This is a genomic window from Ensifer sp. R1-3, assembly GCF_056739175.1.
In genome coordinates this window covers 130704-153899 of record NZ_CP096517.1, presented here as the reverse complement: position 1 = coordinate 153899, position 23196 = coordinate 130704, and the positions used below count along the sequence as shown (strand labels likewise).

23 protein-coding genes are annotated in these 23196 nt (G+C 60.4%); 11 read left to right on the top strand and 12 right to left on the bottom strand.

Features of this window, described 5'->3' with window-relative positions; genetic code table 11:
• Nucleotides 1-72: 72 nt before the first annotated feature.
• Nucleotides 73-399, bottom strand: coding sequence for a GYD domain-containing protein (locus M1D43_RS25685; RefSeq protein ID WP_013845118.1), 327 nt, complete (start codon nt 397-399; stop codon nt 73-75).
• A gap of 385 nt (nt 400-784) precedes the next feature.
• On the opposite strand from M1D43_RS25685, the gene M1D43_RS25680 reads away from it, so the two are divergent.
• Complete coding sequence (locus M1D43_RS25680) at nt 785-1864, top strand: mechanosensitive ion channel family protein (protein ID WP_013845119.1); 1080 nt, start codon at nt 785-787, stop codon at nt 1862-1864.
• A gap of 295 nt (nt 1865-2159) precedes the next feature.
• Here the strand turns inward: M1D43_RS25680 and ppk2 are convergent, their stop codons facing one another.
• The gene (gene ppk2 / locus M1D43_RS25675) at nt 2160-3080 is read right to left on the bottom strand and encodes a polyphosphate kinase 2 (protein ID WP_010967093.1); all 921 of its coding nucleotides are present in this window, start codon (nt 3078-3080) and stop codon (nt 2160-2162) included.
• A gap of 214 nt (nt 3081-3294) precedes the next feature.
• Here ppk2 and M1D43_RS25670 point away from each other — a divergent pair, with 214 nt between their 5' ends.
• Nucleotides 3295-4131: an alpha/beta hydrolase gene (locus M1D43_RS25670; RefSeq protein ID WP_014528205.1), complete on the top strand. Its 837-nt coding sequence runs from the start codon at nt 3295-3297 to the stop codon at nt 4129-4131.
• A gap of 107 nt (nt 4132-4238) precedes the next feature.
• On the opposite strand, the gene M1D43_RS25665 is transcribed toward M1D43_RS25670, so the two are convergent.
• From M1D43_RS25665 to M1D43_RS25640, 6 genes are all read right to left on the bottom strand, one after another.
• Complete coding sequence (locus M1D43_RS25665; RefSeq protein ID WP_015242649.1) at nt 4239-5024, bottom strand: class I SAM-dependent methyltransferase; 786 nt, start codon at nt 5022-5024, stop codon at nt 4239-4241.
• A gap of 61 nt (nt 5025-5085) precedes the next feature.
• On the bottom strand, nt 5086-5898 hold the full coding sequence (locus M1D43_RS25660) for a class I SAM-dependent methyltransferase (RefSeq protein ID WP_015242650.1): 813 nt from the start codon (nt 5896-5898) through the stop codon (nt 5086-5088).
• A gap of 83 nt (nt 5899-5981) precedes the next feature.
• Entirely contained in the window at nt 5982-6512 is a 531-nt protein-coding gene (locus M1D43_RS25655) for a tetratricopeptide repeat protein (RefSeq protein ID WP_017277448.1), read from the bottom strand.
• Between the two features lie 21 nt (nt 6513-6533).
• Nucleotides 6534-6830, bottom strand: a complete 297-nt coding sequence (locus M1D43_RS25650; RefSeq protein ID WP_010967088.1) for a hypothetical protein — start codon at nt 6828-6830, stop codon at nt 6534-6536.
• On the bottom strand, nt 6827-8227 hold the full coding sequence (locus M1D43_RS25645) for a type II and III secretion system protein family protein (RefSeq protein WP_015242652.1): 1401 nt from the start codon (nt 8225-8227) through the stop codon (nt 6827-6829). Before M1D43_RS25645 ends, M1D43_RS25650 begins: the two co-directional genes overlap by 4 nt.
• A 233-nt stretch (nt 8228-8460) precedes the next feature.
• Nucleotides 8461-9135, bottom strand: coding sequence for a GntR family transcriptional regulator (locus M1D43_RS25640; protein WP_010967085.1), 675 nt, complete (start codon nt 9133-9135; stop codon nt 8461-8463).
• Nucleotides 9136-9263: 128 nt separating this feature from the next.
• Between M1D43_RS25640 and M1D43_RS25635 the strand changes: the two genes are divergently transcribed.
• From M1D43_RS25635 to M1D43_RS25615, 5 genes are all read left to right on the top strand, one after another.
• Complete coding sequence (locus M1D43_RS25635) at nt 9264-10268, top strand: TRAP transporter substrate-binding protein (RefSeq protein ID WP_010967084.1); 1005 nt, start codon at nt 9264-9266, stop codon at nt 10266-10268.
• 66 nt (nt 10269-10334) lie between these two features.
• On the top strand, nt 10335-10904 hold the full coding sequence (locus tag M1D43_RS25630) for a TRAP transporter small permease subunit (RefSeq protein WP_017277447.1): 570 nt from the start codon (nt 10335-10337) through the stop codon (nt 10902-10904).
• The gene (locus M1D43_RS25625; RefSeq protein WP_017277446.1) at nt 10901-12217 is read left to right on the top strand and encodes a TRAP transporter large permease; all 1317 of its coding nucleotides are present in this window, start codon (nt 10901-10903) and stop codon (nt 12215-12217) included. The genes M1D43_RS25630 and M1D43_RS25625 overlap by 4 nt, the downstream gene beginning before the upstream one ends.
• The gene (locus M1D43_RS25620) at nt 12214-13653 is read left to right on the top strand and encodes a malonyl-CoA decarboxylase (protein ID WP_027993810.1); all 1440 of its coding nucleotides are present in this window, start codon (nt 12214-12216) and stop codon (nt 13651-13653) included. Before M1D43_RS25625 ends, M1D43_RS25620 begins: the two co-directional genes overlap by 4 nt.
• A complete protein-coding gene (locus M1D43_RS25615) occupies nt 13650-15176 on the top strand; it encodes a malonate--CoA ligase (RefSeq protein WP_017277445.1) in 1527 nt (508 codons plus the stop codon). The genes M1D43_RS25620 and M1D43_RS25615 overlap by 4 nt, the downstream gene beginning before the upstream one ends.
• Nucleotides 15177-15209: 33 nt before the next feature.
• Here the strand turns inward: M1D43_RS25615 and greA are convergent, their stop codons facing one another.
• Nucleotides 15210-15692, bottom strand: coding sequence for a transcription elongation factor GreA (gene greA, locus M1D43_RS25610; RefSeq protein ID WP_017277444.1), 483 nt, complete (start codon nt 15690-15692; stop codon nt 15210-15212).
• A 181-nt stretch (nt 15693-15873) separates the two neighbouring features.
• Here greA and M1D43_RS25605 point away from each other — a divergent pair, with 181 nt between their 5' ends.
• Both M1D43_RS25605 and M1D43_RS25600 read left to right on the top strand, forming a co-directional pair.
• A complete protein-coding gene (locus tag M1D43_RS25605) occupies nt 15874-16587 on the top strand; it encodes a DUF6065 family protein (RefSeq protein WP_015242658.1) in 714 nt (237 codons plus the stop codon).
• Between the two features lie 251 nt (nt 16588-16838).
• Nucleotides 16839-17228: a hypothetical protein gene (locus M1D43_RS25600; protein ID WP_017277443.1), complete on the top strand. Its 390-nt coding sequence runs from the start codon at nt 16839-16841 to the stop codon at nt 17226-17228.
• A gap of 5 nt (nt 17229-17233) precedes the next feature.
• Here M1D43_RS25600 and M1D43_RS25595 read toward each other — a convergent pair whose 3' ends face one another.
• On the bottom strand, nt 17234-18019 hold the full coding sequence (locus M1D43_RS25595; RefSeq protein WP_017277442.1) for an anti-sigma factor family protein: 786 nt from the start codon (nt 18017-18019) through the stop codon (nt 17234-17236).
• Nucleotides 18016-18558 (bottom strand): RNA polymerase sigma factor, encoded by a 543-nt coding sequence (locus tag M1D43_RS25590; protein ID WP_017277441.1) that lies wholly within the window; start codon nt 18556-18558, stop codon nt 18016-18018. The genes M1D43_RS25595 and M1D43_RS25590 overlap by 4 nt, the downstream gene beginning before the upstream one ends.
• Before the next feature lie 142 nt (nt 18559-18700).
• Here M1D43_RS25590 and M1D43_RS25585 point away from each other — a divergent pair, with 142 nt between their 5' ends.
• Nucleotides 18701-20101 carry a S8 family serine peptidase gene (locus M1D43_RS25585; protein WP_017277440.1) on the top strand — a complete coding sequence of 467 codons (1401 nt, stop codon included), beginning with the start codon at nt 18701-18703 and terminating at the stop codon, nt 20099-20101.
• Between the two features lie 296 nt (nt 20102-20397).
• Complete coding sequence (locus tag M1D43_RS25580; RefSeq protein WP_017269476.1) at nt 20398-20871, top strand: VOC family protein; 474 nt, start codon at nt 20398-20400, stop codon at nt 20869-20871.
• 76 nt (nt 20872-20947) lie between these two features.
• On the opposite strand, the gene M1D43_RS25575 is transcribed toward M1D43_RS25580, so the two are convergent.
• Entirely contained in the window at nt 20948-23137 is a 2190-nt protein-coding gene (locus tag M1D43_RS25575; RefSeq protein WP_017277439.1) for a putative bifunctional diguanylate cyclase/phosphodiesterase, read from the bottom strand.
• Between the last annotated feature and the right edge of the window lie 59 nt (nt 23138-23196).

The following is a 23196-nucleotide window of genomic DNA, read 5'->3' as shown; positions in this document are numbered from 1 at the left end:
TATTCCTATCCTTGAAGGGAGCAGAACCGCGGATCCCCCGACCTTCAATATGGGTGAGAAGAGTGCACCAGTCTAGGATCCTGGGGGACGATAACCAATCGACTTTGCCTTTCCAAGTGCTCCCATCGTATCCTCAACGCTGAGGAGGACAGTGGTTTCGATAGAGCTGAGCGCGCCTCCTGCGCCGATGGCAAGTGCGACAGCCGCCATCGATACGTTGTCAGGCGCCTCCCACAGATTCCAACCATCATGCTCACCAAAGGCGTACCAGAACCCATGGAGCTTTCCGCCTACGGATTCTATATACGCACGTGCCGCCTCACGGCGATCTTCGGGGTTTTCGATCATTCGCGCCCACGTCTCGGGCGTGTAGCTGAAGCGCGTGAGATACATGGCCATGGTTTGCCCTCCTCCGTCACAACAACTCAGTTAACGCTCAGTCCCGAGAGAACGCGAGTCATTTCCAACGTTCTGGATCGGACCGCGAATGGCTTCAACCTTGCCGCCTAGGATGGCCGCTTGCGTCTCATTGCGGACTGTCGCCATCGGCCAGCAATGCTGATCATGGACGGTGCCCACATTGATCTGAACGATGATATAATGGATCACTCGCTGTCTTAGACCGTGTGGACGGCGTGGCTCAAGAATGGGCCTGCGAAACGACGACGGGACTGCCCTGACTATTCCATTCAAACCTTGCCATATGGCGAGACATCACCGGAATGGCGCCGTCGAGGAACGAAAAGGCACTGGTTGGGCGTGATGGCCACATCGTGGTGAACCCATGGAACGAGGCGACAAGGAACAGGAGAACCTTTCTCGGCTCGAACAGGCCGCGCAACAGACTGCTGATCCAAAAACTATGCAACAGAAGGCGAAAGGGCCCGAAGAAAAATTGCGCTTCAGCCTTCGCAAGAAAGACGTCTGGTGGACGGTTGGCCTGGCTGCCGCTGCCTTGCTGCTTTTTGGTATCCAAGTCCTGATCAATTGGCGCTTAGATTGGCTTGACGCGCCCTTGCGCCTCCGCGTGATGAACTACGTCAAGGGCGGCCTTCTCATTTTTATTATGCTTACCGTTGCGAATGTTATTGAAGTCTTTCTCATTGGCCGAATTCCCAATCGTGTCTCTCGTTTCAACCTGAAACGTATTTTTCGGTTGGTCGTCGTGGTTGCCATCGTCTTCGTGGCGATTTCGGTCTTATTTGTAAATTGGTACGCAGCGTTCGTTTCGCTCGGCCTGATTTCCCTGATTCTTGGCTTTGCGCTGCAAATGCCGATCTCCAGTTTCATCGCGTGGATCTATATCCTGGCCAGGGCGCCCTATCGCGTTGGCGATCGAATTCGCATCGGCGATGCCCATGGCGATGTCATTGACGTCAGCTATCTCGATACGACGCTGTGGGAATTCGGCGGCGAGTACCTTTGGACCGATCATCCGAGCGGACGCATCATCAAGTTTCCGAACTCAACCGTGTTTGACACGCCGGTCTTCAACTATTCCTGGCCGCTGTTTCCCTACGTCTGGAACGAAATCAAGTTCCAGCTCGCCTATGAGAGCGATCTGGAGTTTGTGGCGCGGACCATGAGAGAGGTCGTGGAAGAGCAGGTCGGCGACATCATGAGCCAGAAGGTGAAGATATATAAGCACATCCTATCGAATACGCCGGTGGACGAGCTCGAAGTGAAGGAGCATCCCGTGGTTCATTTTCGCGTCAGCGAAAACACCTGGCTCGAGGCCATCGTACGTTATCTCGTGCCGCCGAAGGAAGCGGGGCGCACCAAAACACGCTTGATCAAGGAAATGCTTGCGCGAATGAACGCAGAGCCCGATCGCGTGCTGTTTCCGAAGAGCAATTTGAGGTGAACTTCCCTACGCCAGACTTGTAAGAGGCCCCCGCGTCGCGGCAGGCAAGTCCGGGATACCTCCAGCATTCTGACCCGCGATCTCCGACTAAATCCAGGCAGCGACGGCGGCTATCACGAGCGAGAGGAAGCCCAGCAGCGCGCCACTGGAAAACTGCGGCAGCGGCCGTGTCGGCGGCTTCGGTCGCCTGCTGCTTGGCGCGTTCCACCGACGCCTTGTAACCTTCCTCGATCCACCGGAATATTCTGCCCGATGGCGTCTCGCCGGATGTCGTCGCGCGTTTGTATTCGAGATGTCAGTATTTCGCAGGAACATAAAGCTCCGGAGGCAGGACCTTCCGCTCGTAGTTGGGATTGAAAATGCGCTCCGGCAAGGTGATATCCTCGTGCGGCACATCCTCATAGGGGATTTGCTTTAAGAGATGGTCGATGCAGTTGAGCCGGGCCCGCTTCTTGTCGTTGGCCTCGACGATATGCCATGGCGCTTCGCGAATGTTGGTACGGGCGAAGGTCTCTTCCTTGGCCTTGGTGTACGCTTCCCAACGGACGCGCGATTGCAGGTCCATCGGCGAGAGCTTCCACTGTTTCAACGGGTCGTGGATGCGCGTCAGAAAGCGCAGCTGCTGTTCCTCGTCGGTGATCGAGAACCAGTACTTAACCAGCCGAACGCCGGAGCGCACCAGCATGCGTTCGAATTCCGGCACGTCGTCGAAGAACTGCTCGACCTCCTCCTCGGTCGCAAAGCCCATGACCCGTTCGACGCCGCAGCGGTTGTACCAGGAGCGGTCGAAGAGGACGATTTCGCCGCCGGCCGGCAGATGTGGTACGTAACGCTGGAAATACCATTGGGTCTTTTCGCGATCGGACGGCGCCGGCAGCGCCACCGTTCTAACGATGCGCGGATTGAGTCGCTGGGTAATGCGCTTGATGACGCCGCCCTTTCCAGCCGCGTCGCGTCCCTCGAAGATCACAACGACCTTTTGCTTGTGGTAGACGACCCAATCCTGCAGCTTGATTAGCTCCGCTTGCAACGCCAGGAGCGCGCGGAAATAATCCATGCGGGGAAGCGCCGGAGGATGCGCTTTACGGTAAATCTCGCGGATTTTCTCGGATAAGGTCGGTTCTGAAAGCTCGAGCTCGTAATCCTCGTCGATTGTGTCAGCAAGCTCCGCTTCGAGCCAATCGATGCGTTCTACCTCGTCTTTCGAGTTACTCATGTTACGCCTCCGCAGTTCACGCCAACAATCTTGATCGCAAGATTGGCTTATTCAATGTCGAAGTGAAGGAAAATTACATTCCGCGGGACGCATTCCGCCGGCGTAAGCAGGGTCGAGACTCACCGGCGACACAAGAGCGTTGTGATGGCAGCTCCCATTTGGGCATACTAACCGACGATCTCAATGGATCGGACGAGCGAGCGAGCATGATACTGTGAATGCCACTAAACTGCTGCTGATCTTGCCGCTATTGGCGGCTTTCGCATACATCTCGCTTGTTGGCTTGACGTATCTGTCGCAGCGCGCGCTCCTTTACCCTGGGGCAAGCGCAACGCCGGCGCCCGAGCGCGCGAGCTGGGGCCAGAATGCGTCCATCCAGACACCCGATGGAGAAACACTTCATGGCCTCTATAGCCGGGGTGAGCCCGGCCAGCCTTCGGTGTTGTTCTTTCTCGGAAATGCCGACCGGGTTAGCAACTATGGCTTCTTCGCCCAGGCCCTCGCCGCACGCGGCATCGGCCTGCTCGCGCTTTCCTATCGCGGCTATCCGGGATCAACTGGGACGCCGAACGAGCATGGCTTATTGATCGATGGCATTGCCGCCTTCGACTGGCTTGCGGCACGTTCCGGAAACGAGATCGTCGTGCTGGGCCAGTCGCTGGGAAGCGGTGTGGCGGTCGATACGGCTGGGCAACGGCCGGCAGTCGCGGTCATCCTCGTGTCTGCCTACCTGTCGGTCCTCTCGCTCGCTCAGACCTACTATCCATTCTTTCCGGTTGCCCTCCTCACCAAGGATCCCTTCCGCTCAGATCTGAAAATCGCAGGGGTGAGGCAACCGAAGCTGTTTATCCACGGCCGGCATGACACCATCATCCCATTGTCTTCGGGCGAAGCTCTGTATCAGATCGCTCCCGAGCCCAAGCAGATGCTCATCTACGATGCCGGCCACAACGATCTGTGGGATGCCCGCATGGTTGACGACATCATCCGCTTTGTGCAGTCGCAAAAAGGAGGCACCGCGATTCCACCGCCTCGAACGGACCGGAACTGACGAACCGCTAAAGCTCAACGCGATCATGCGTTATTCCAGCACGATATGTGGCTCGATTGACCCATACCTGCCTTCCACAGTGCTGATCGGCGACTTTCGCGGCGTAGTCAGCCTCCTCCGCCTGCCCGGCGGGCAGTGATGATCCACGCGCGAGAGTCGAAAAACACGCCCTCCGGGGTCATATGCCCCTCCAGCAAATCGCGCAGCCGCTGCAGTGGTTTGTCAGGCGGTTCATTCGTGCTCGCGAGAGCGTCCTGAACAAGATAAAGGCTGGTTAGCGCATCGAACGCCGCATCGACATCTGATCCATAGAAGACCGGCTCTTGCACGTCCGCAAAGTCGATCGACGTAAAGCCTGCCGCGCTCAGAAGGTCGGTGGCAACCGGAGGATCGCCAAGTGCAAACGGGTTGGCAGCACCTGCGGAAACCGCAATTGCCGGCGCCAGCGCTTGCCGGATAGCACGTGACCACTCGTTACGCGCCCGGCTCTGCCACACCATCCACACAAGGCGCGCGCCGGGGCGCATTGCCCGGCTGATATTGGCAAATGCCGCCGCCGGATCGGCAAAGAACATCACGCCAAACCGGCTGATGCAAAGGTCGAAACCGCCCGTCGGGAATCCGTGAAATTGCGCGTCGCCCTGCTCGAACATCGCATTCCGCAGACCCTCGGCGGCACTCCGTCGCCTTGCCTCCTCAATCATCTCCGCGGAAATATCCACACCGATCGCTTCCCCTTGCGGCGCGGCGCGGGCGGCCTCGCGCGTCGTTTGTCCTGCACCGCAGCCGATATCGAGCACCCGATCATCTGCGCCAAAGTCAGCAGCAACCCGTAAGTGGCGATTGTGTCGCGCCAATTCTGCGTCATAAAAGTCGGCACGATCCAACGCCATAACATCACCCTCTTTGTTTCGAGCTGGTACGGGAGTTTGATTTTCCGCCCCCTGCACCCCGTTACTCTCGTCTTCCCGTGTAAACCGACGTCGTCATGTTTCTGGTGACGACGCCTGCGAACTCGGTTTCGGCTACTTTCTCCAGTCCGCTGAGTAACCTTTCCCGTTCGTCCGCTGGCAGTGCCGTGACATTCGAGTAGGTCGCATAGAGGCGTCGAACAGCGGGTGGGTCCAGTGTCAGAGTCCAGTCTATGAGCTCCGGCTCGTCGGCCGTGAAACCAGCCTCCGCCAACTCACCCAGTCGCGCACCGACATCGAGGCCGTATGGCGTTTTAGTCGTTCCACCACCGGATGGGCTCGTACGATGGCCTGAGAACAGGTGTGCCGTCGCCCGATGAAATGGATCAGGCCTGACACCGTCCCCGAAGACATTCCAAAAGAGAGCGACGGTGCCGCCGGCTCGCAGCAGTCGATGAATGCGCCGCAGAGCAGGAGCGGCATCAATCCAGTGAAACGCCGTCGCACTGACGACGAGATCGAAACTCTTCTCCGGAACTTTCAATTTTTCGAAGGGAGTCTCCACCACTTCGAGCTCTTCCTTGTCCAATCGACCGCGAAGAAACCTGGCTAGCCGTCTGTCGGGCTCTACTGCCAGAAGCCGGTGGGGCCGATCTTCAAGAAGGCGTTCGGTGGCCAGCCCAGTTCCGGCTCCAATCTCGAGGATGGAGATACCGCGGCGGAGTCCTGCGCGATTTCGTAACGCGTCCCAGACGAGCTCCGGATAGGCGGGCCGGGCCGTGTGGTAGTTCTGCGGGTCGAGCCCAAATGCTTCTTTGCCGAAGGAACGGGCAAGGACGTCACTGGCCATAGCCATCACCGAGTTGCTGACCGCCGAAGCTAACTGCGAAGACGAGGCGGATCAACAACGCCCGGCGGCGGGAAACCGACGCCATTCCCTCAACTGCGGTCCAGCAAGGCAAGATTGGCCTCGATCGTCTCGTCCCCCGGTGATGCCGCACGAGCTTCGAGCAGCAATTTGCGGGCCTTTGCCTTCTCGCCTCGCAGATATTGCGAGTATCCCATGTTGTTGACGATGCGTGGCTGGCGCCCGGCCACCTTGAGCAATTGATTGTAGGCGCGGTCCGCCAGATCGAACCGGCCGAGGCGGTCATAGCAGGCCGCCAATCCCATCAGCGCCTCGGCGTTATCTTGCCGCAGCTCTACCGCCTTTCGAAAGTGCTTCTCGGCGAGCCCATAATTGCCGTTCATGAATTGAAGCTTGCCCTGATCGAGATCGGACTTGCTCACGTCTCCGGATGACGCGAGAGCGGATGTCGGGTCGAATTCGGCACCCGACAACACCTCCGACGTCTGACAGCTCGAAAGAATCACGGTGGCGACGATCGCCATGGCCAGTTCCGCGGGCCGGCGTCCTCCTCCCGAACGGCCCAGCACACTGCGGCCGGACGCGCCTGTTGTCATCTCCATTCGCTGATCGCCGCCCTCTTGCTACTGTGTCGTGGTGTCGTTCGGATAAGTCTCACCATTCCCCCCGTTTTGCTCCGCGTTCGGCTGCTGCGGCTTATACTGTTCCAGGTCGGCCGGCGTGGCCAAGCTGGTCTGCTTGACCCTTGGCGGCCACGGATCGACCATCTGCATCACGCTGTTTGCCGCGATTGCATCGCCTGCGGACAGAGCAATCGTTTCGCTGCGGACGAGCTCATGATTCTGGCAGCCGGAAAGCAGGATCGACGACGCAAAGAGAAGACCGGGAAAGCCTCTGGGCCTGCTGCTCCTCCGGATCATTGGAGCTCCAGAAAATGGCCGGAACTCGGTGCGCGGACGACACGCGCCTGCCTCGACGCTGACCGACCCCTGCCGTTGACCTCCACTTCATCGATATTGCCGAGAAAGAATTCTGCTTCGGTCGGGCGTTTTGTTCGATCCGACGGGCTGGCGACCTTCTTGAGCGGATCGATCGGTTTGACGAGATGAGGCGTGACAATGATCACCAGATCGGTCTCGCGGCGCTGGTAAGCCTTGGACGAAAACAACGCCCCGAGAATGGGAAGTTGCCCGAGGCCCGGCACGCGCTGGGTGATGAGATTGTTCTCGCTCTGCAGGAGGCCGGCAATCATGAAGCTCTGGCCGCTCTTGAGATCGACCGATGTCCGGGCACGGCGGACGGAGAAACCCGGGATCGCGATATTTCCCACCCGGTAGGAGGCGGTGTTGTCGATCGCCGAAACTTCCGGCTCGATATCGAGGGCGATGAGGCCGTCGCTGAGCACGGTCGGCGTGAAATCCAGACCGACGCCGAACTTCTTGTAGCTGACGGTAATGGTCCCGTCCTGTTCCGAGATCGGGATGGGAAATTCGCCGCCGGCCAGAAAGCTTGAAGTCTCACCGGACCGCGCTATCAGGTTCGGTTCGGCCAGGCGCCGGGCCATGCCCCGGTCTTCGAGCGCATCGATCGCCACATCGACCGAGTAGCCCTCTCCGATGAGGCTGCCGATAAGGGAGCCGGCCGGCGTATTGGATGTCGCGCGCGGGGAGGAGTTGAACTCGACACTCCCGTTCGACCACGCATAAGCGGCACTGATCTGGGTTCCAAGCTCCTTGCCGACGTCGCGGTTGATCTCCACGAATCTGACATTCAGCTGTACCTGTTGGGACGACGTGATCTTAATGGAGTTGATGACCTCCTCGTCGCCGGCAAAGCGCGATGCGATCTGCTCAGCCTGGGTAGCTGCGACCGCGTCCGTGGCAGAGCCGGAAAGAACGATCCTTCCGTTCGCCGAGGTTACCTTTACGCTCGAGCCCGGCACCGACTGCCGGATCGTCGAGGAAAGCAATTTCGTATCGAGCGTCACCTCTATATCGATAATGCCGACCGGATTCTTTTCCGCATCGAAAATGGTGACGCTCGTCGAGCCCAGTTCATTGCCGAGGATATAGAAGGAGCGGTCGGTCAGAGGGGTTACGGTCGCAATCTCCGGGTCCCCGATGACGATCTCATCGAATCGCTGCACGGCTCTGATCGTTACCGTCTTGCCCTTCGCAACCTTGATCGACCGCGAAAAATTCGACGAGATTTCCACGGAATCGCCGTTTGCCGACGCCGGAGGACTGACGCCAATGCCGGTACACAGAGCCACAATGAAGCAGAAGAACGCAAAAAGGGAGCCTCTTGACCTTGTCATGGTTCCTGTGTTCCTCCACGACACTCGGCACAATGTCGCACTCTCGTGACGCTACGTGTTGGCCGTAACCGCTGGGAGTGTTTCGGGAACCTGCCGCGAGGTCAACCAAGAATCCCCCCAAGCCACAATAAACACCCAGGAATTTTAAATAAAACCGTTAGTTTTTAGTGGCCTGCGCAGCATGTTATTCTCAAGTACTGTATTGGGCCGGAAAGCCTCGACCCTCCGGTTTCCTATCCGAGGCGGCCGCTGCGCCGCTCACGGTTCGAGAGGTTTGCTACAAGGTCACCGAAGCGGTCTCCTTGGACCGCCACATGGCTGCGCAACCCCTCCCGCGCGCCATCCGTATTGCCGGAAAGAATGGCTTCGACGATCTCTCCATGTTCCCTGAACGAGACCTTCATGCGGTTACGAACTCTGAGCTGCAGGCGACGATAGGGGCGAAGACGGCGATGCAAGGTCGTGCATTGCTCCTCGAGGAAGCCGCTATGGCTCGCCGTGTATATCGCACGATGGAATATCTCGTTTTCGTAATAGTAGCGATCGGTCTCCTCGCTGAGGACCGCTTCCCGGCATTTCTCGTGGGCAGCCAACAGAGCCGCACTGTCTTCCTCGGTATGCCGGCGAGCGGCAAGAGCACCCGCCATGCCTTCCAGTTCAGCCATCACCTCGAACATTTCGTAGACGCGCTGAGGTGCCGGGTCCACGACGACTGCGCCGCGCCGCGGTCTGATCTCGACAAGCCCGATCGCGCTCAATTGCATCAAGGCTTCGCGGATCGGGGTGCGGGATACGCCGAAGCGCATGGCGAGTTGCGTCTCGTCCAGGCGTTCACCCGGCTCGAACTCGCCCGTTACGATGCCGTTCTCGATATCGTCCCGCAGCTTGTAGAAAATGTTTTCGCTCATTCCTTATCCGACCAGTCTCGGTATGCAGCAACCATTTCTCTTGTATACAAAAATCTTGACACGGTACGCAAGATGGCTCCACTCTTATTACCAAGCCGGCGGGAGGCTGGCATGTCAGGGAGGAAGAAATGAGCAGTTTTCGACGGAAGTTGACGACTTCCGCTGTCGCGGCCATCTGCAGCTTGGTTGCTTCCACAGCGGGCGCCCAGACGGTGTTGAAGGCGTCGCACCAATTCCCGGGGGGCAAGGGCGACATTCGCGACGAGATGGTGCAACTGATCGCCCGCGAGGTCGCCGCCGCCAATGTCGGCCTCGAAATCCAGGTGTTCCCGGGGTCGTCTCTTTACAAGCCGAACGATCAGTGGAATGCGGTTACACGTGGCCTGCTCGATATGACTTCGTTCCCCTTGGACTATGCTTCCGGCCGCCACCCGGAATTCTCCGCGACGCTGATGCCCGGCCTCGTGGGAAACTTCGACCGCGCCATGCGGCTTAACGACTCCGAGTTCATGGGGGACATAAAGAAGGTAATCGAGAATGCCGGCGCCTTGGTGATCGCCGATGCGTGGCTCTCCGGTGCCTTCGCCTCCAAGAAGAATTGCATCACTTCCCCCGACACGATCAAGGGACAGGTGATCCGCGCCGCCGGGCCGGCCTTCGAGGAGATGCTCGTGGAAGCCGGCGCTTCGATCTCATCCATGCCTTCGTCGGAAATCTACACCGGCATGCAGACGGGCGTCCTGGATGCGGCGAACACCTCGTCGGCGAGTTTCGTCTCCTATCGCCTGTTCGAACAGGCCAAGTGCCTCACGGCGCCGGGAGAAAATGCCCTCTGGTTCATGTACGAACCGGTGCTGGTATCGAAGCGCGTCTTCGATGGCCTGACGGAAGAGCAGCAAAAGGCAATCCTCGCTGCCGGCGAGAAAGCGGAAGTCTATTTCAACGAAGAGGTCCGCAAGGGCGATCAGGTCATGATCGACACCTACAAGAAGGCAGGCGTCGAAGTCGTCGAGATGTCGAAGGAGGATTACGATGCCTGGCTCGAGCTCGCCAAGGCGTCGTCCTACAAGAACTTCGCCGCCAACGTTCCCGGCGGCGACAAGCTGATCGAAAAGGCGCTCGCCGTGAAGTAAGGCGGACCGGCAGAACGGCGCGCTCCGGCGCGCCATTCCCTTCCAGCGCAACTCGGGGATGATTTGATGCTCAAGGCCTATTCACAGGCTGTCGGCAATGCTTCGCGTGGCCTCGCGGCCGTTGCGACGGCCCTGCTCATTGCGGCGATGCTCGTCGTCTGCCAGATGATCATGCAGCGCTATGTATTTCGTCAGGCGACGATCTGGCAGACGGACTTCGTCGTGTTTTCCGCAACCGCAGCCATGTTTCTCGGCGCGCCATACGTCTTGCTCAAGGGCGGCCATGTGGGCATCGACGTCGTCGAAATGGTGGTGGGCGAACGTACGCGATACGTTCTGCGCATCATTGCGGGCCTGCTCGGGCTCCTGTTCTGCGCCGTCATGCTGATTGCCACATGGATTCAGTTCCATGACGCGTGGGCGGGAAACTGGAAACACTCCAGCGTCTGGGCGCCGCCGCTTTGGGTGCCGCTCGCTGCCCTGCCCGTCAGCTTTGCCATGCTGTGCCTGCAATATGTCGCGCAGATTCTGACGCTCCTCACCGCCCGGGCAGTCCCGGCAGCCATGGGCCACGGCGCGGCCGAACCGGGTTCGGCCCCTGGCGCCGACCGTCATCCACAGGAGATCATTCAGTGAGCCCGACTGTCTCTGGACTGATGATCGTTGCGTGTCTTTTCGTGCTGCTGGGAACGGGAATGCCCATCGCCTTCGCCTTAGGTCTCGCCGCCTTCGCAGCGCTCTACATGCAAAGCGGCGCCGGCATTTTCTACGTGCTCGGCGACACGATGTTTTCCGGCATCGCCAATCTGGCCTATGTGTCGATCCCGATGTTCGTCCTCATGGGCGCGGCGGTCGCCTCTTCGCCGGCCGGATCTGATCTCTACACCTCGCTCGACCGGTGGCTGAACCGCATCCCGGGGGGCCTCATTCTGTCCAATATCGGAGCTTGCGCCATCTTTTCCGGCATGACTGGCTCTTCGCCCGCGACCTGCGCGGCGATCGGCAAAATGGGCATTCCGGAAATGATGCGGCGCGGCTATCCCGCTTCGGTCGCGAGCGGCTCCATCGCCGCCGGCGGCACGCTGGGCATTCTCATTCCCCCATCGGTGACGCTGATCGTCTACGGAATAGCGACCGAGACCTCCATCGGGCGGCTGTTCATGGCGGGGATCCTGCCGGGTATTTTGCTGACGATCATGTTCATGAGCTGGGCGGTCATCGATTGCAAACGCAAGGGCTACGAATTCGATGCACGCCTCGTTCGCTACTCGATGAAGGAACGGCTGGCCGGCCTTCCGCGCATCCTGCCGTTCCTGCTGATCATCGCCGGCACGCTCTACGTACTCTATGGCGGTATCGCCACGCCTTCTGAAGCGGCCGGTGCGGGCGCATTCCTGACATTGGCAGTCGTGATCGTCGCCTATCGCCTGTTCCGCTTTCGACCCGTCGCCGGCATCTTCGGGTCGGCAATGAAGGAAAGCGTCATGATCATGATGATCATGGCTGCCGCCGAGCTCTTCGCCTTCGCGCTGTCGTCGCTGTTCATCACACAGACCGTCGCCGCAGCAATCGCGGACATGGAGGTCAACCGTTGGGTGCTGATGGCGGTCATCAACGTCTTTCTGTTGATCTGCGGCATGTTCCTGCCCCCCGTCGCCGTCATCGTGATGACCTCGCCGATGCTCTTCCCGATCGTCACCCAGGCGGGTTTCGACCCCTACTGGTTCGCGATCGTGCTGACGATCAACATGGAGGTCGGCCTGATCACGCCTCCGATCGGCCTCAACCTTTTTGTGATCAATGCCATCGCGCCGCAGATTCCGACGAAGGACATTCTCTGGGGCTCACTGCCTTACGTGCTCGTTATGTTCCTGGCGATCATTCTCCTCTGCGTCTTTCCAGACGTTGCGACGTGGCTGCCGAACCAGATGCTGGGGACCGTCCAATGAACACGACGTCATTTTTCAGCGACATGCTGCAGAGCATTGCCGAGCGCGGCCGGCGATTCCTGTCGCTCGGTCCGGCCCGAAACGGCGATGTCAATCCGGTCGGCACCATGGAAGCGCTGTGCGACACGCTGCTGTCGAGCCGGGGCGAGGCGTCGGGCATGGCGCTGGCCAAGAACATTCTGGATCGCTGGCAAGGCTTCGATCAGGACAAGCGGCGCGATTTCATGTTGGCGCTGCTCTCTCGTTTCGGCCCTGATATCGAACGGCTGGAGCGGGCGATCGACGCCTATCGCGCCGATCCGACGCCGAAGGCGCTGCTCGAGATGAGCATGGCGGCAGAACCGCGCCGCCAGGAATTGATCCGCAGGCTCAACCTTGCGCCGAACGGCATCGCGACCCTCGTCCGCATGCGGGCGGACCTCCTCGAACTCAAAGCCCAAAACCCCGATCTGGAGGCGGTCGATACGGACTTCGCGCATCTCTTCGGATCCTGGTTCAATCGGGGCTTCCTCGTGCTGCGGCCGATCAGCTGGTCGACGCCGGCCGACATTCTGGAAAAGATCATTCGTTACGAGGCCGTCCATCATATCGGCGGCTGGGACGAGTTGCGCCGGCGGCTTGCGCCGGAGGACCGGCGCTGCTTCGCCTTCTTTCATCCGCAGCTGGTCGACGACCCGCTGATCTTCGTTGAAGTGGCGCTGACACGCGAAATGCCTCCCAACATCGCGGACCTGCTGAAGGAGGATCGTGCTCCGATCCACGCTACTGACGCGACGACAGCCGTCTTCTATTCCATTTCGAACTGTCAGGAAGGCCTCAGGGGCATCTCCTTCGGCAACTTCCTGATCAAACAGGTGGTGGAGGATCTGCGGCGCGACCTCCCTCGCCTCGACACCTTCGTGACGCTGTCGCCGGTGCCGGGCTTTGCCGATTGGTTGTCGCGCGAACGCCAGGCGGAAACGTCCAACGCCCTGTCGGCCGCCGATCGTAGCAGGCTCGCGGCGCTCGACGAGCCTGATTGGGCCGATCAGCCGGAGATCGCGGCAGCCATCCAGCCAAGCCTTACGGCTGCGGCCGCCTGGTATTTCCTCAAGGCTCGCAACCGCAACGGCAAGACAGTTGATCCCGTTGCCCGGTTCCATCTCGGCAATGGCGCGCGGCTGGAACGCATCAATTTCCTAGGCGACCGGTCCGAACGGGCCATGCGCCAGGCCCACGGGCTGATGGTCAACTATCTTTACAAGCTCGGCGACATCGAGACTAACCACGAGGCATTTGCAACCCGTGGCGAGGTCGTCGCCGCACCCGCGATCCGCCGGCTGATCCCGGCCGACAGAAGTTCACGTAGCCTCGTTCCGGGTCCGGACGTGTTTCCCCCGGGCGTCCGATCAGCTGACGCACCAGGAAGGAAAGGTGACAAGGAGTTCACTTCATGAGCAACCATCTGTTCGACGCCATACGCCGGGCAGCGCGCCCCGACTCCGCCTTTATCCTGACGGCCGATGGCCGTGTCTGGACCTATGGCGACATGTTGGAGCATTCGGGACGCATCGCTTCCGTGCTCGACGCCCTGGGGGTGCGGCCGGGCGATCGGCTGGCGGTGCAGGTGGAGAAGAGCCCCGAGGCGCTGATGCTCTATCTCGCCTGTCTTCGCACGGGCGCCGTCTATCTTCCGCTCAACACGGCCTATACGCTTGCCGAGTTGGACTATTTCTTCGGCGATGCCGAGCCGCGGCTTATCGTCTGCGCCCCAGGCGCGAAGGAGGGGATTGCGAAGCATGCGGCCGATTGCGGCGCCGAGGTCGAAACGCTCGACGAGAAGGGTGGCGGCTCGCTGATCGACCTTGCCCGGGGCAAGGCGCCGGATTTCCCCGACGCCGATCGCGGTCCGGATGACCTCGCCGCCATCCTCTACACGTCCGGCACGACCGGCCGGTCCAAGGGCGCGATGCTGACGCATGACAACCTCCTGTCGAACGCCACCACGCTTCGCGAGTATTGGCGCTTCACGGCCGACGACAGGCTGATCCACGCCCTCCCGATCTTCCACACGCATGGCCTCTTCGTTGCATCGAACGTCATTCTTCTGGCCGGCGCCTCGATGTTTTTCCTGCCAAAATTCGACGCGAACGAAGTCCTGCGTCTGATGCCGCAATCAACCTCGATGATGGGCGTTCCGACCTTCTATGTGCGCCTAGTTCAGAATCCGGGGCTAACGCGCGAGGCAACCGCCGGGATGCGGCTTTTCGTGTCTGGCTCGGCTCCGCTGCTTGCCGAGACTCACAGGACTTTCGCGCAGATGACCGGACATGCCATTCTAGAGCGCTACGGCATGACCGAAACCAATATGAACACCTCGAACCCCTATGACGGCGAGCGCATCGCCGGAACCGTCGGCTTCCCCTTGCCGGGGGTTTCGCTTCGCGTCGCCGATCCGGAGAGCGGCAGGCCGCTCCCGAAAGGCGAAACGGGGATGATCGAGGTGAAGGGCCCGAACGTGTTCAAGGGCTATTGGCGCATGCCCGAAAAGACGCAGGGCGAGTTCCGCGCCGATGGTTTCTTCATAACCGGCGATCTCGGCAGGATCGACGAGCGCGGCTACGTCCATATCGTCGGGCGAGGAAAGGATCTCGTGATCTCCGGCGGTTACAACATTTATCCGAAGGAGGTCGAAACCGAGATCGATCAGATGCCGGGCGTCGTCGAAACGGCTGTGATTGGGCTGCCGCATCCGGATTTCGGCGAAGGCGTCACGGCTGTGGTCGTCCGGAAGCCCGGTGCGGCGATCGACGAACGCGCCATTCTCGATGGTCTGGAAGGTCGCCTCGCGCGCTACAAGCAACCGAAACGGGTGATCTTCGTGGACGACCTGCCGCGCAATACGATGGGCAAAGTCCAGAAGAACGTACTTCGCGAAACATATGCCCGTCTTTACGCAGGAGCCGAAGCGCGTGTGTAGGCGTCGCGCCCGTATGCCGGAGACATCGGCGCTCTACGAGATGGCTAGGATTTCGAGCTCCTGATCGCCGACACTCGTGACGTCCCCGACAGATTTGCCCATGAGAACCCTTGCCACCGGGGACACGTAGGAGATCGACCCGGCCTTTGGATCGGCTTCATCCTCTCCGACGATCCGGTATTTCTGCACCCGCCCGTCATCACGGCTGAAGGTGACCGTGCTTCCAAAGGCGACTACATCAAATGAAGCCGGATCGGGGACAAGCTGAGCCGTTCGAACTCTTTCCGCGAAGTAGCGCAGCTCACGCAAGGGGCCGGCCGACTGCCGCCGCCGTTCGTTCACGTCCTCGATCGTGCTTGTGGCATCGAAGGCTTCGCGAGCCTGTTGGAGGTGCAATTCCAGAGCCTTCAATCCCGTTTCGGTGACAAGGTTCGGATGGGGTGAGACCGGCCGGTCAGGCAACAGTGTTTCCGAGGCCGTTTCGGCACTTTCTTCTTTGATGAAGGCAACGCTCATCGGCGAACTCCGTTTAGACGTGGCGCTCTCTTCGTACGGAGCGATCGCACTTTATTTTCTCGGAACTATATACGGCGATGATAGGAGCCGACAGTGTCGAGTTTCTGCTCATTCTCCCCCCCCGACGGAATAGAAGCCTCTCCGTTCCGTTACTCCCGGGCCATTCAACGGGAGAAGCGGGATGTTAAGTTTCCTGAAGAAAGATCCGCAGGTCATTCAGTTTGTCTGCCATCCGGAAGACGATGGCGTCATCGCGCCGCCGCTACCGGCCAAATCGGTTCTGCCGGATTGGTTCCGCCGGCTGCCGGCGGTCGACAAAGGGCACCTGTCGGCAATCAACAACGGTCTGACCGTCAAACGCTGCATGCCCTTTCTCGATGCTATGACCACCGGCTGGATTCTGCCGATCGCCGCTACGGTGCGCCTTGACGTCAAGGATGACGGCCGCAGCGTCGATGCAGGCTGGGAGTTCGACCGGGTGATGGTCAGCAACCACGGCGCCCACCAGGTGGCGGGCAATCCGAAAGAGCCCTCCCCGCCCTGCAAGTTTCACAATTACTGGTCGATCCGCACGCCGCCGGGATGGAGTTGCCTGTTTCTGCCGCCGCTAAACCGCCCCGGACAGCCCTTCGAATGTGTAGCGGGCATTGTCGATACGGACAGCTATAGCGCTCATATCCATTTTCCGTTCTTCGCGACGGCGCCGGATGGCCTTCACGTCGTCGAAAAGGGAACGCCGCTTGTACAGGTGATACCCTTCCGCCGTGCCGATGCGGCGGTCACGGCAGAAATCCGCGCCGAAACCCGCGCGGAAGCTACCGAGCGCGAGGCAATCCATCGGAACACCCTCGCCGGAGAAGGCTGGTATCGCAAGTCGGCGCGCGCCGCGCGCTAGAGCACTTCCAGGAAGGTACGTGGCGATTTTCCGTCCACAAGTGCATAACTTCAAAGAGTTAGGGGGCTAGAGCGTTTCATGTCTCGATGAACAGGGAAACACTCTAAACGGTCCGATCAGACAAGAGAGCGGGGGCCGGAATGTCCGGCCCCCGCTCTCTTGTCGCACCTTCAACCTGTCCGCAATCTCAGCGCCCTGTGTGCCACAGCTTGCCTGGACGGTACGACCGGTCTGACCGGTTCGAGCTCGAATTGGACGAACGATTCGAGGAGGAGTTCGACGAGCTGTTCGAGGAGGAATTAGAGCTCGAATTCGAGGAACTGTTGGACGACGAGTTGGAACTCGAATTGCTGGAGGAGTTGGAACTCGAATTGGATGAGCTGTTGCCGGCGACTATGATCTCGCCGTCGGTCCGGCCCGTCTGGGCGGTTTGCGTCGAAGTGCGATCCACGCCGGGAAATAAGGGGGCATATTCCCTTGCTTCGGCGGCAGAGCCCACGAATGCCGCCAGGCCGGCAGCGATTGCCTTGTTCGTCCAGTTCTTTGTCATCTCATCTACTCCTTGTGAAAACCGGACCGGTTCTTCGGTCCGCAGGAGTAACGGCCGGTGCGCGCCTCTATTCCATGATCGCAATTTTTGATGCACTTACCGTTGCGCACCTTGGAGTTCGCTGAGGGCTCTGGCCTCTTCCGCTGCCTCGAGCGGCGCCCCTGCATCGATCGCGGTCAGATAGGCGTCGAGCGTTTCCGTGGAAGATGCAGGAGCATAACCGCCGGTGGCTCCGGGTGCGATGACGGCGAACGTCACGCGCCACTCTGACCCGGCGCGGCAGGCAACCGAAACCACTGTTGAGCGATCGTCCGAGTCCAGCTCGAACTCGCGGCACAGCGCCTGCGCATTGTCACGGAATGTCGCAATCGCCCGGAAACGTTGGTCGGAACCTGGCAACCGCCGTTCCTCGCCTGCGGCGACCGTGGCGAGCGCCTCGTCAAGCGCAGGGCTGCCGATGGCGGCAACGCCCAAGCCACCCGCGATCGGCGCCTCGACACTTCCCCGCAGCCAATATCCGCCGAACCCCGCAACGACAGCCGCCAGAGAGGCGGCGACGGGAGCGAGCCATCGACTTCTGTGAGATTCGTTCGCAGCGCGGCGCGGGAAAGGCAGGATGCCCGCGCCCGATACCGAAGGTGGCGACGTCTTCTCCATCACCATTCTTTCGACCGCACGCTTGAGTTCGGAAGGTACCGGCTCATCGAGCAGCGGCTCCATAGCGGCCTTGGCCGCATGGCGCGTTTCGATGAAGAGTGCCACCCGCGCGACCAGCACATCATCCGTTTCCATCGCTCGTTCTACTTCGGCAGCAGTCCCGGTATCGAGCTCGCCGTCGGCGAACCGCATCAGTATCTCATCCGAGAAGTCGGCTCTTGTCATTCGTTTGCGCCCTTCATTGACTGAGAACGTCCGGTCGCCTGTGTTATTCCGGCAGCCTCGGCCAAACTCCTGCGTGCCCTCGCCAGTCGGCTCATGACCGTACCGATGGGAATGCCCATCACATCGGCCGCTTCGCGATAGGATAGCTCCTCGACGCAGACCAGAAGAACCACCTCCCGCTGCTCGTCCGGCAAGTCGGTGATCGCCTCCGCGACGGTCTTGAGGGTCAGCCGCGCTTCGGTTTCACGCTCGCCAGATGAACCGGCGATGTCATGACGCTCGGTGATATCGTCCTGCACGCCTGCGGTCTTCTGTCGGCGCACCTGGTCGATCCAGAGATTGCGCAGGATACGGAATATCCAAGCATCAAAGCGCGTGCCCGGCTCGAAGCGCTCGGCACTGGCGAGTGCCCGCTCGCAGGCCGACTGCACGAGATCATCGGCAACATCACGCGAGCCGCAGAGCGAGATGGCGAAGCGGCGCAGATTGGGCAGGAACGCCATGAGGCGTTCGCCGACATCTTTCACCGCATTGCTCATCTCCCGAAACTCCGCAATTTGGCTAGAAGAGGGAATAGACCGACGACTCAGCCGTTCTGACACAATCTACAGGTAGCGGTCTCATCGTCCAATGAATGCGCTATCCTCCTATGAGCCTGACCTAGCCGATTGAGGTTTTCGGATGCTGACCAAGTTGAAACTGGCTCTGATCGCTCCCATTGCTGCAATCGCAGTCGTATCCGGCGACATCCTGGCTCCCGGAAACATGATTGTGCGTGAAGTGATCGGAACCGGTCTCGCCCTGGCCGATGACGACGACGATGACGGTGGGAGTGGCGGCAACCGCGGATCGGGCGGTTCCGGCCGCTCCGGCTCCTACGGCGCCGGCGCCGGATGGAGTGGCGGCAAGAGCCTGTTTCCATTCCGAGAGTTCCTGCCACGTCGAAGCATCCCGCGGCGCTCTCGCGCAGCCGCACCCGCTGCGCCGATACGAGCGCCCGATGAGATCGTCGGGCTGGGTTTCAGTCCGCCGGAACTCGGCGAGTTGACAGCCACGGGCTTCGAGGTCCTCGAACGAAACACGATGACGTCTTTTAACGCCGAGGTGATCAAGCTTCGCATTCCCCGCGGGCTGACTCTGGAAGCCGCTCGGCAGCGGGCGCGCGCCGCGGCCCCTCAGGCGGTGATCGACTTCAACCATTATTTCCGGCCGGAGCAGCATCGCGATGCCCCGTGCGTCACGAGCGACTGCCTGGCACGGAACGTGATCGGCTGGCCCTCGGCTCAAATCGGGCCTAGCAATTGCTCGGCCGGCGTGCGGATCGGCCTTGTCGATACGGCGATCAATCCCGATCACATCGCATTCGAGGCTCGCAACTTAGAGATCGTCCGTCTCGTCGACGAAGAATTGCCGGAGTCGGGCAGACAGCACGGCACCGCTGTCGCGGCTTTGCTTGTCGGCTCAGCCAGTGGCCGCACGCCGGGCCTGATACCGGGTGGCAAGCTCATCGCCGTGGACGCATTTCATCGGGCGGGACGGCAAGACGACCGATCCGCCGCCTTCGATCTGGCGCGCGCACTCGACCTCCTTGCTGGGCGTCAGGTTCAGGTCATCAATCTCAGCCTTGCCGGGCCGCCCAATCTCCTGCTTGAACAGGCGGTCAAAAAGACGGGGGAGCGCGGGATCATCATGGTCGCCGCCGCGGGCAATGACGGTCCAAGAGCCGAGCCCGTCTATCCGGGTGCCTATGAAGAGGTCATTGCCGTCACCGCGACCGACAGACGCAAACGGCCTTACCGGCGCGCCGGACGCGGAGAGCATATCGACTTCGCCGCCCCTGGCGTGGCGGTCTGGACAGCAGCCTCGGTCAGCGGCGCGCGTCCGAAGACGGGAACCTCTTTCGCCGCCCCTTTCGTGACCGCGGCGGTGGCGATGATGAAAGCATCTGAGCCGGAGCTCGCTCCGGAAATGCTCCGCAACAGGCTGACAGGACATGCCGAAGATCTCGGAGATCCGGGAAAGGATCCTGTCTTCGGCTGGGGCTTGTTGAACGCGCGAGCGATTTGCAAGACGAAGTCCTGAGCTAAGCCGCTTCGTCCGGCGCAAGGCGTGCATGGGAAGGGCCAAACCCACCGGCCGGCCACTCGCAACAACCGCACCATCGGCCTGCGCGAAGACGCTGCAGCGTTGCGAGGTCGATGTGCCTAGCATTCTTGCGGGCGCATTGAATTGTTCGTGATCCCGTGCGACTTTCGAAACGCATAATGGGAGCCTCTTCCGTGAGGTGCTCTACGCTCACTGGCGGCCGGGCGGGTGATTATCGACTGTCGGCCGCGTGCGGCCCAAAGCCGAATGTTTCCAAGCGAAAGGACCACGCGATGGCGAAGAATACGATTTGCCTATGGTACGATAAGGACGCCGAGGCTGCCGCTCGTTTCTACTGCGAGATCTTTCCTGACAGCAGGGTGAGTGCCGTGCACCGCGCACCCGGTGACTACCCCGCGGGCAAAGAGGGCGACGTGTTGACGGTCGACTTCACCGTTGCGGGCATTCCCTGTATCGGCCTCAACGGGGGTCCCGCATTCAAGCACAACGAGGCCTTCTCGTTTCAGATCGCCACCGACGATCAGGAAGAAACCGACCGCTACTGGAACGCCATCGTCGGCAATGGCGGCAAGGAAAGCGCCTGCGGCTGGTGCAAGGACAAATGGGGGATTTCCTGGCAGATCACTCCGCGCGTGCTGACCGACGCGATGGCGGCCGGCGGCGACGAAGCAAAGCGGGCGTTCACGGCGATGATGGACATGAAAAAAATAGACGTCGCTGCAATTGAGGCGGCGCGGCGCGGTTGATGCTCCACCGAGACTGCGGCCCAGTTTGCGGCAAGAGCGTGTCCGCGTGTCCCTGTGCAGACGCTCTGACCGCCGGCTAGAAGGAGGTTCCTTGGGCCTTGTCTGTGCCAAGAAGCTGACGAAGTGAATTCTTCGACATCGGCCTCGACAAATGGAAGCCCTGCAATTCGTCACAGCCAAGCTCGCGCAGTATTTCGCTTTGCTCCTCGGTCTCCACCCCTTCGGCGGTGATGCGCAGGCCTTTCGCATGTGCGACGCCGACGATGGACCTCACGACCGCCACACCCCCACCGGGCCGGTCGAAGGCGTGGACGAAAGAGCGATCGATCTTGATCCGGTCGACCTCCAGGCGCTGCAACCGCCCGAATGAGGAGAAGCCCGTCCCGAAATCGTCAAGTGCGAACTTGACCCCGAACTCGCGGAGCGCCGTGATGTTTTTTTCGCAGACGCCGGCTTCGTCAAGGAGAGCCGTTTCGGTGATCTCGAGCTCCAGTCTCGACGGCTCGATCCCGAACTGCCGCAGCAGTGAGAGAACTTGAGCAGCATAATGCCGTTGTCCAAGCTCGACCGCGGAGACGTTCACTGCAATGTCGAGGCCCGGAAATTCACGCGCCGTAGAACAGGCTTCCTTCAGCACGAAGGCGCCGAGCCGATCGATGAGGCCCGCAGTCTCCGCAAGCGGAACGAAGGCATCTGGTGCTATGGAGCCTTTGCTCGGATGCCGCCAGCGAATGAGAGCTTCCAGCGAGCTTATCTCGTGCGACTGCGCCGAATATACGGGCTGATAGAAGACTTCGAGCTGATTGCCTGCGTCCAGCGCCGCGCGCAGGTCATGTTCCAGGTCCCGCTTCGTCCTGATCAGTTCGTCCATGTGAGGGCCAAACACTGCGTACCGGTTCCGCCCGGCCGATTTGGCGTGGTAAAGCGCGATATCGGCCTTCCGCGTGATCTCGACGGGATCGGCGCCATTCCCGGTCGCGACGGCTACACCTATCGAAAGTCCGATTAGAATCGGCTGTCCGTCTATCTCGAAAGGCCGGCGGATTGCAGCGATCAGCGAGTCACAGAGCTTCTCTACCTGGTCCTGGCGGGTGCGTTCGACGACGATGGTAAACTCATCACCGCCAATTCTGGAAATAGCGGCACCAGCAGCGGTTGCCTTAAGCCGCTTCGCGACCTCGACCATCAGCCGATCGCCAACGGGATGGCCGAGTGTATCGTTCACTTGCTTGAAGCGGTCGAGATCGAGATACAGAAGAGCATTGGTCTGGTCGGCTGTCGACCTGGCGACGACCCGCGCCAGCAACCGGTTGAAGGACGCACGGTTGGCGAGCCCAGTCAGCGGATCGTGACTCGCCAGATGGTTGAGCTCCGCCTGGCTTTCCTGCAGGCGTCTCGACCGCCTCCGCAGTACGATACTGAGCGCGCTCGTGAGGGTAAAAAGGAGGGCGCCGGCGACCAGAAGCACCGGCGCCGTGGCCTTCATCACATCGGCACCGGGCCTGAACGGGAGCCAGGAAAAATATCCTATCGTTTCTCCGGATGATGAAACGATCGGAACATAGGACCGCTGCCGACCGAGCTCCGGCAAAACAGAAAAGCGCAGGTCCTCAAAACCATAATCCTCACCGAGATGGGTCAGGAGATCGCCGTCGAGAAAACGCACCGCTAGGTGCAGAAATTCCTTGCCGGGCTCCTGAACGATATCACCGGTGTCCGACACGATCGGCTTCACGCTGACTATCGCCGGGCGGCCCCCGATGCGAACCAGATCGCTCTCGCCGATGGACAGCACCTGCTCGCTCGTTCCTCCCTCGTCGCCTGCTGCGAGCCGCTCTTGCAGCTTGGCGATAAGCGGCATTGCTTCGGGTTCTATCTCGCTGAAAGCTTCCTGCTCATCAGTCTGGCCGGCAAGAAAGGCGTATAACGGCTTACGATCCGGACGAATCACGAATGCGCCATCGTGTCGGAAATAGCTGTTCATCCAGCTGCCCAGGTTGGAATCGACCCACCGCCGATCCCACTCCTGCGACACTTTTCTGACGGCGTCATCCCAGACGGTGACGCTCTCCTGATCATGGGCGATACTGCCTTGCATTTTGGAGATGACAAGCTCGACGAGTTGTTGCTGCCGCTTCACCGCCACAGCGTCCGATTGCTGCGCCGACCAGCGGACGGCCAGGTATATGCCTCCCATCAAAGCCATTGCGATGGCCAAGGGCAGCATCCACCTGAAAACCGCGACTTTGCCAGCCACAAACCTCATCCGCATTCCTCCCGATAGGCCCGCTCATCATTGAGCCGAACGTCTTAAAACGCCGTAAG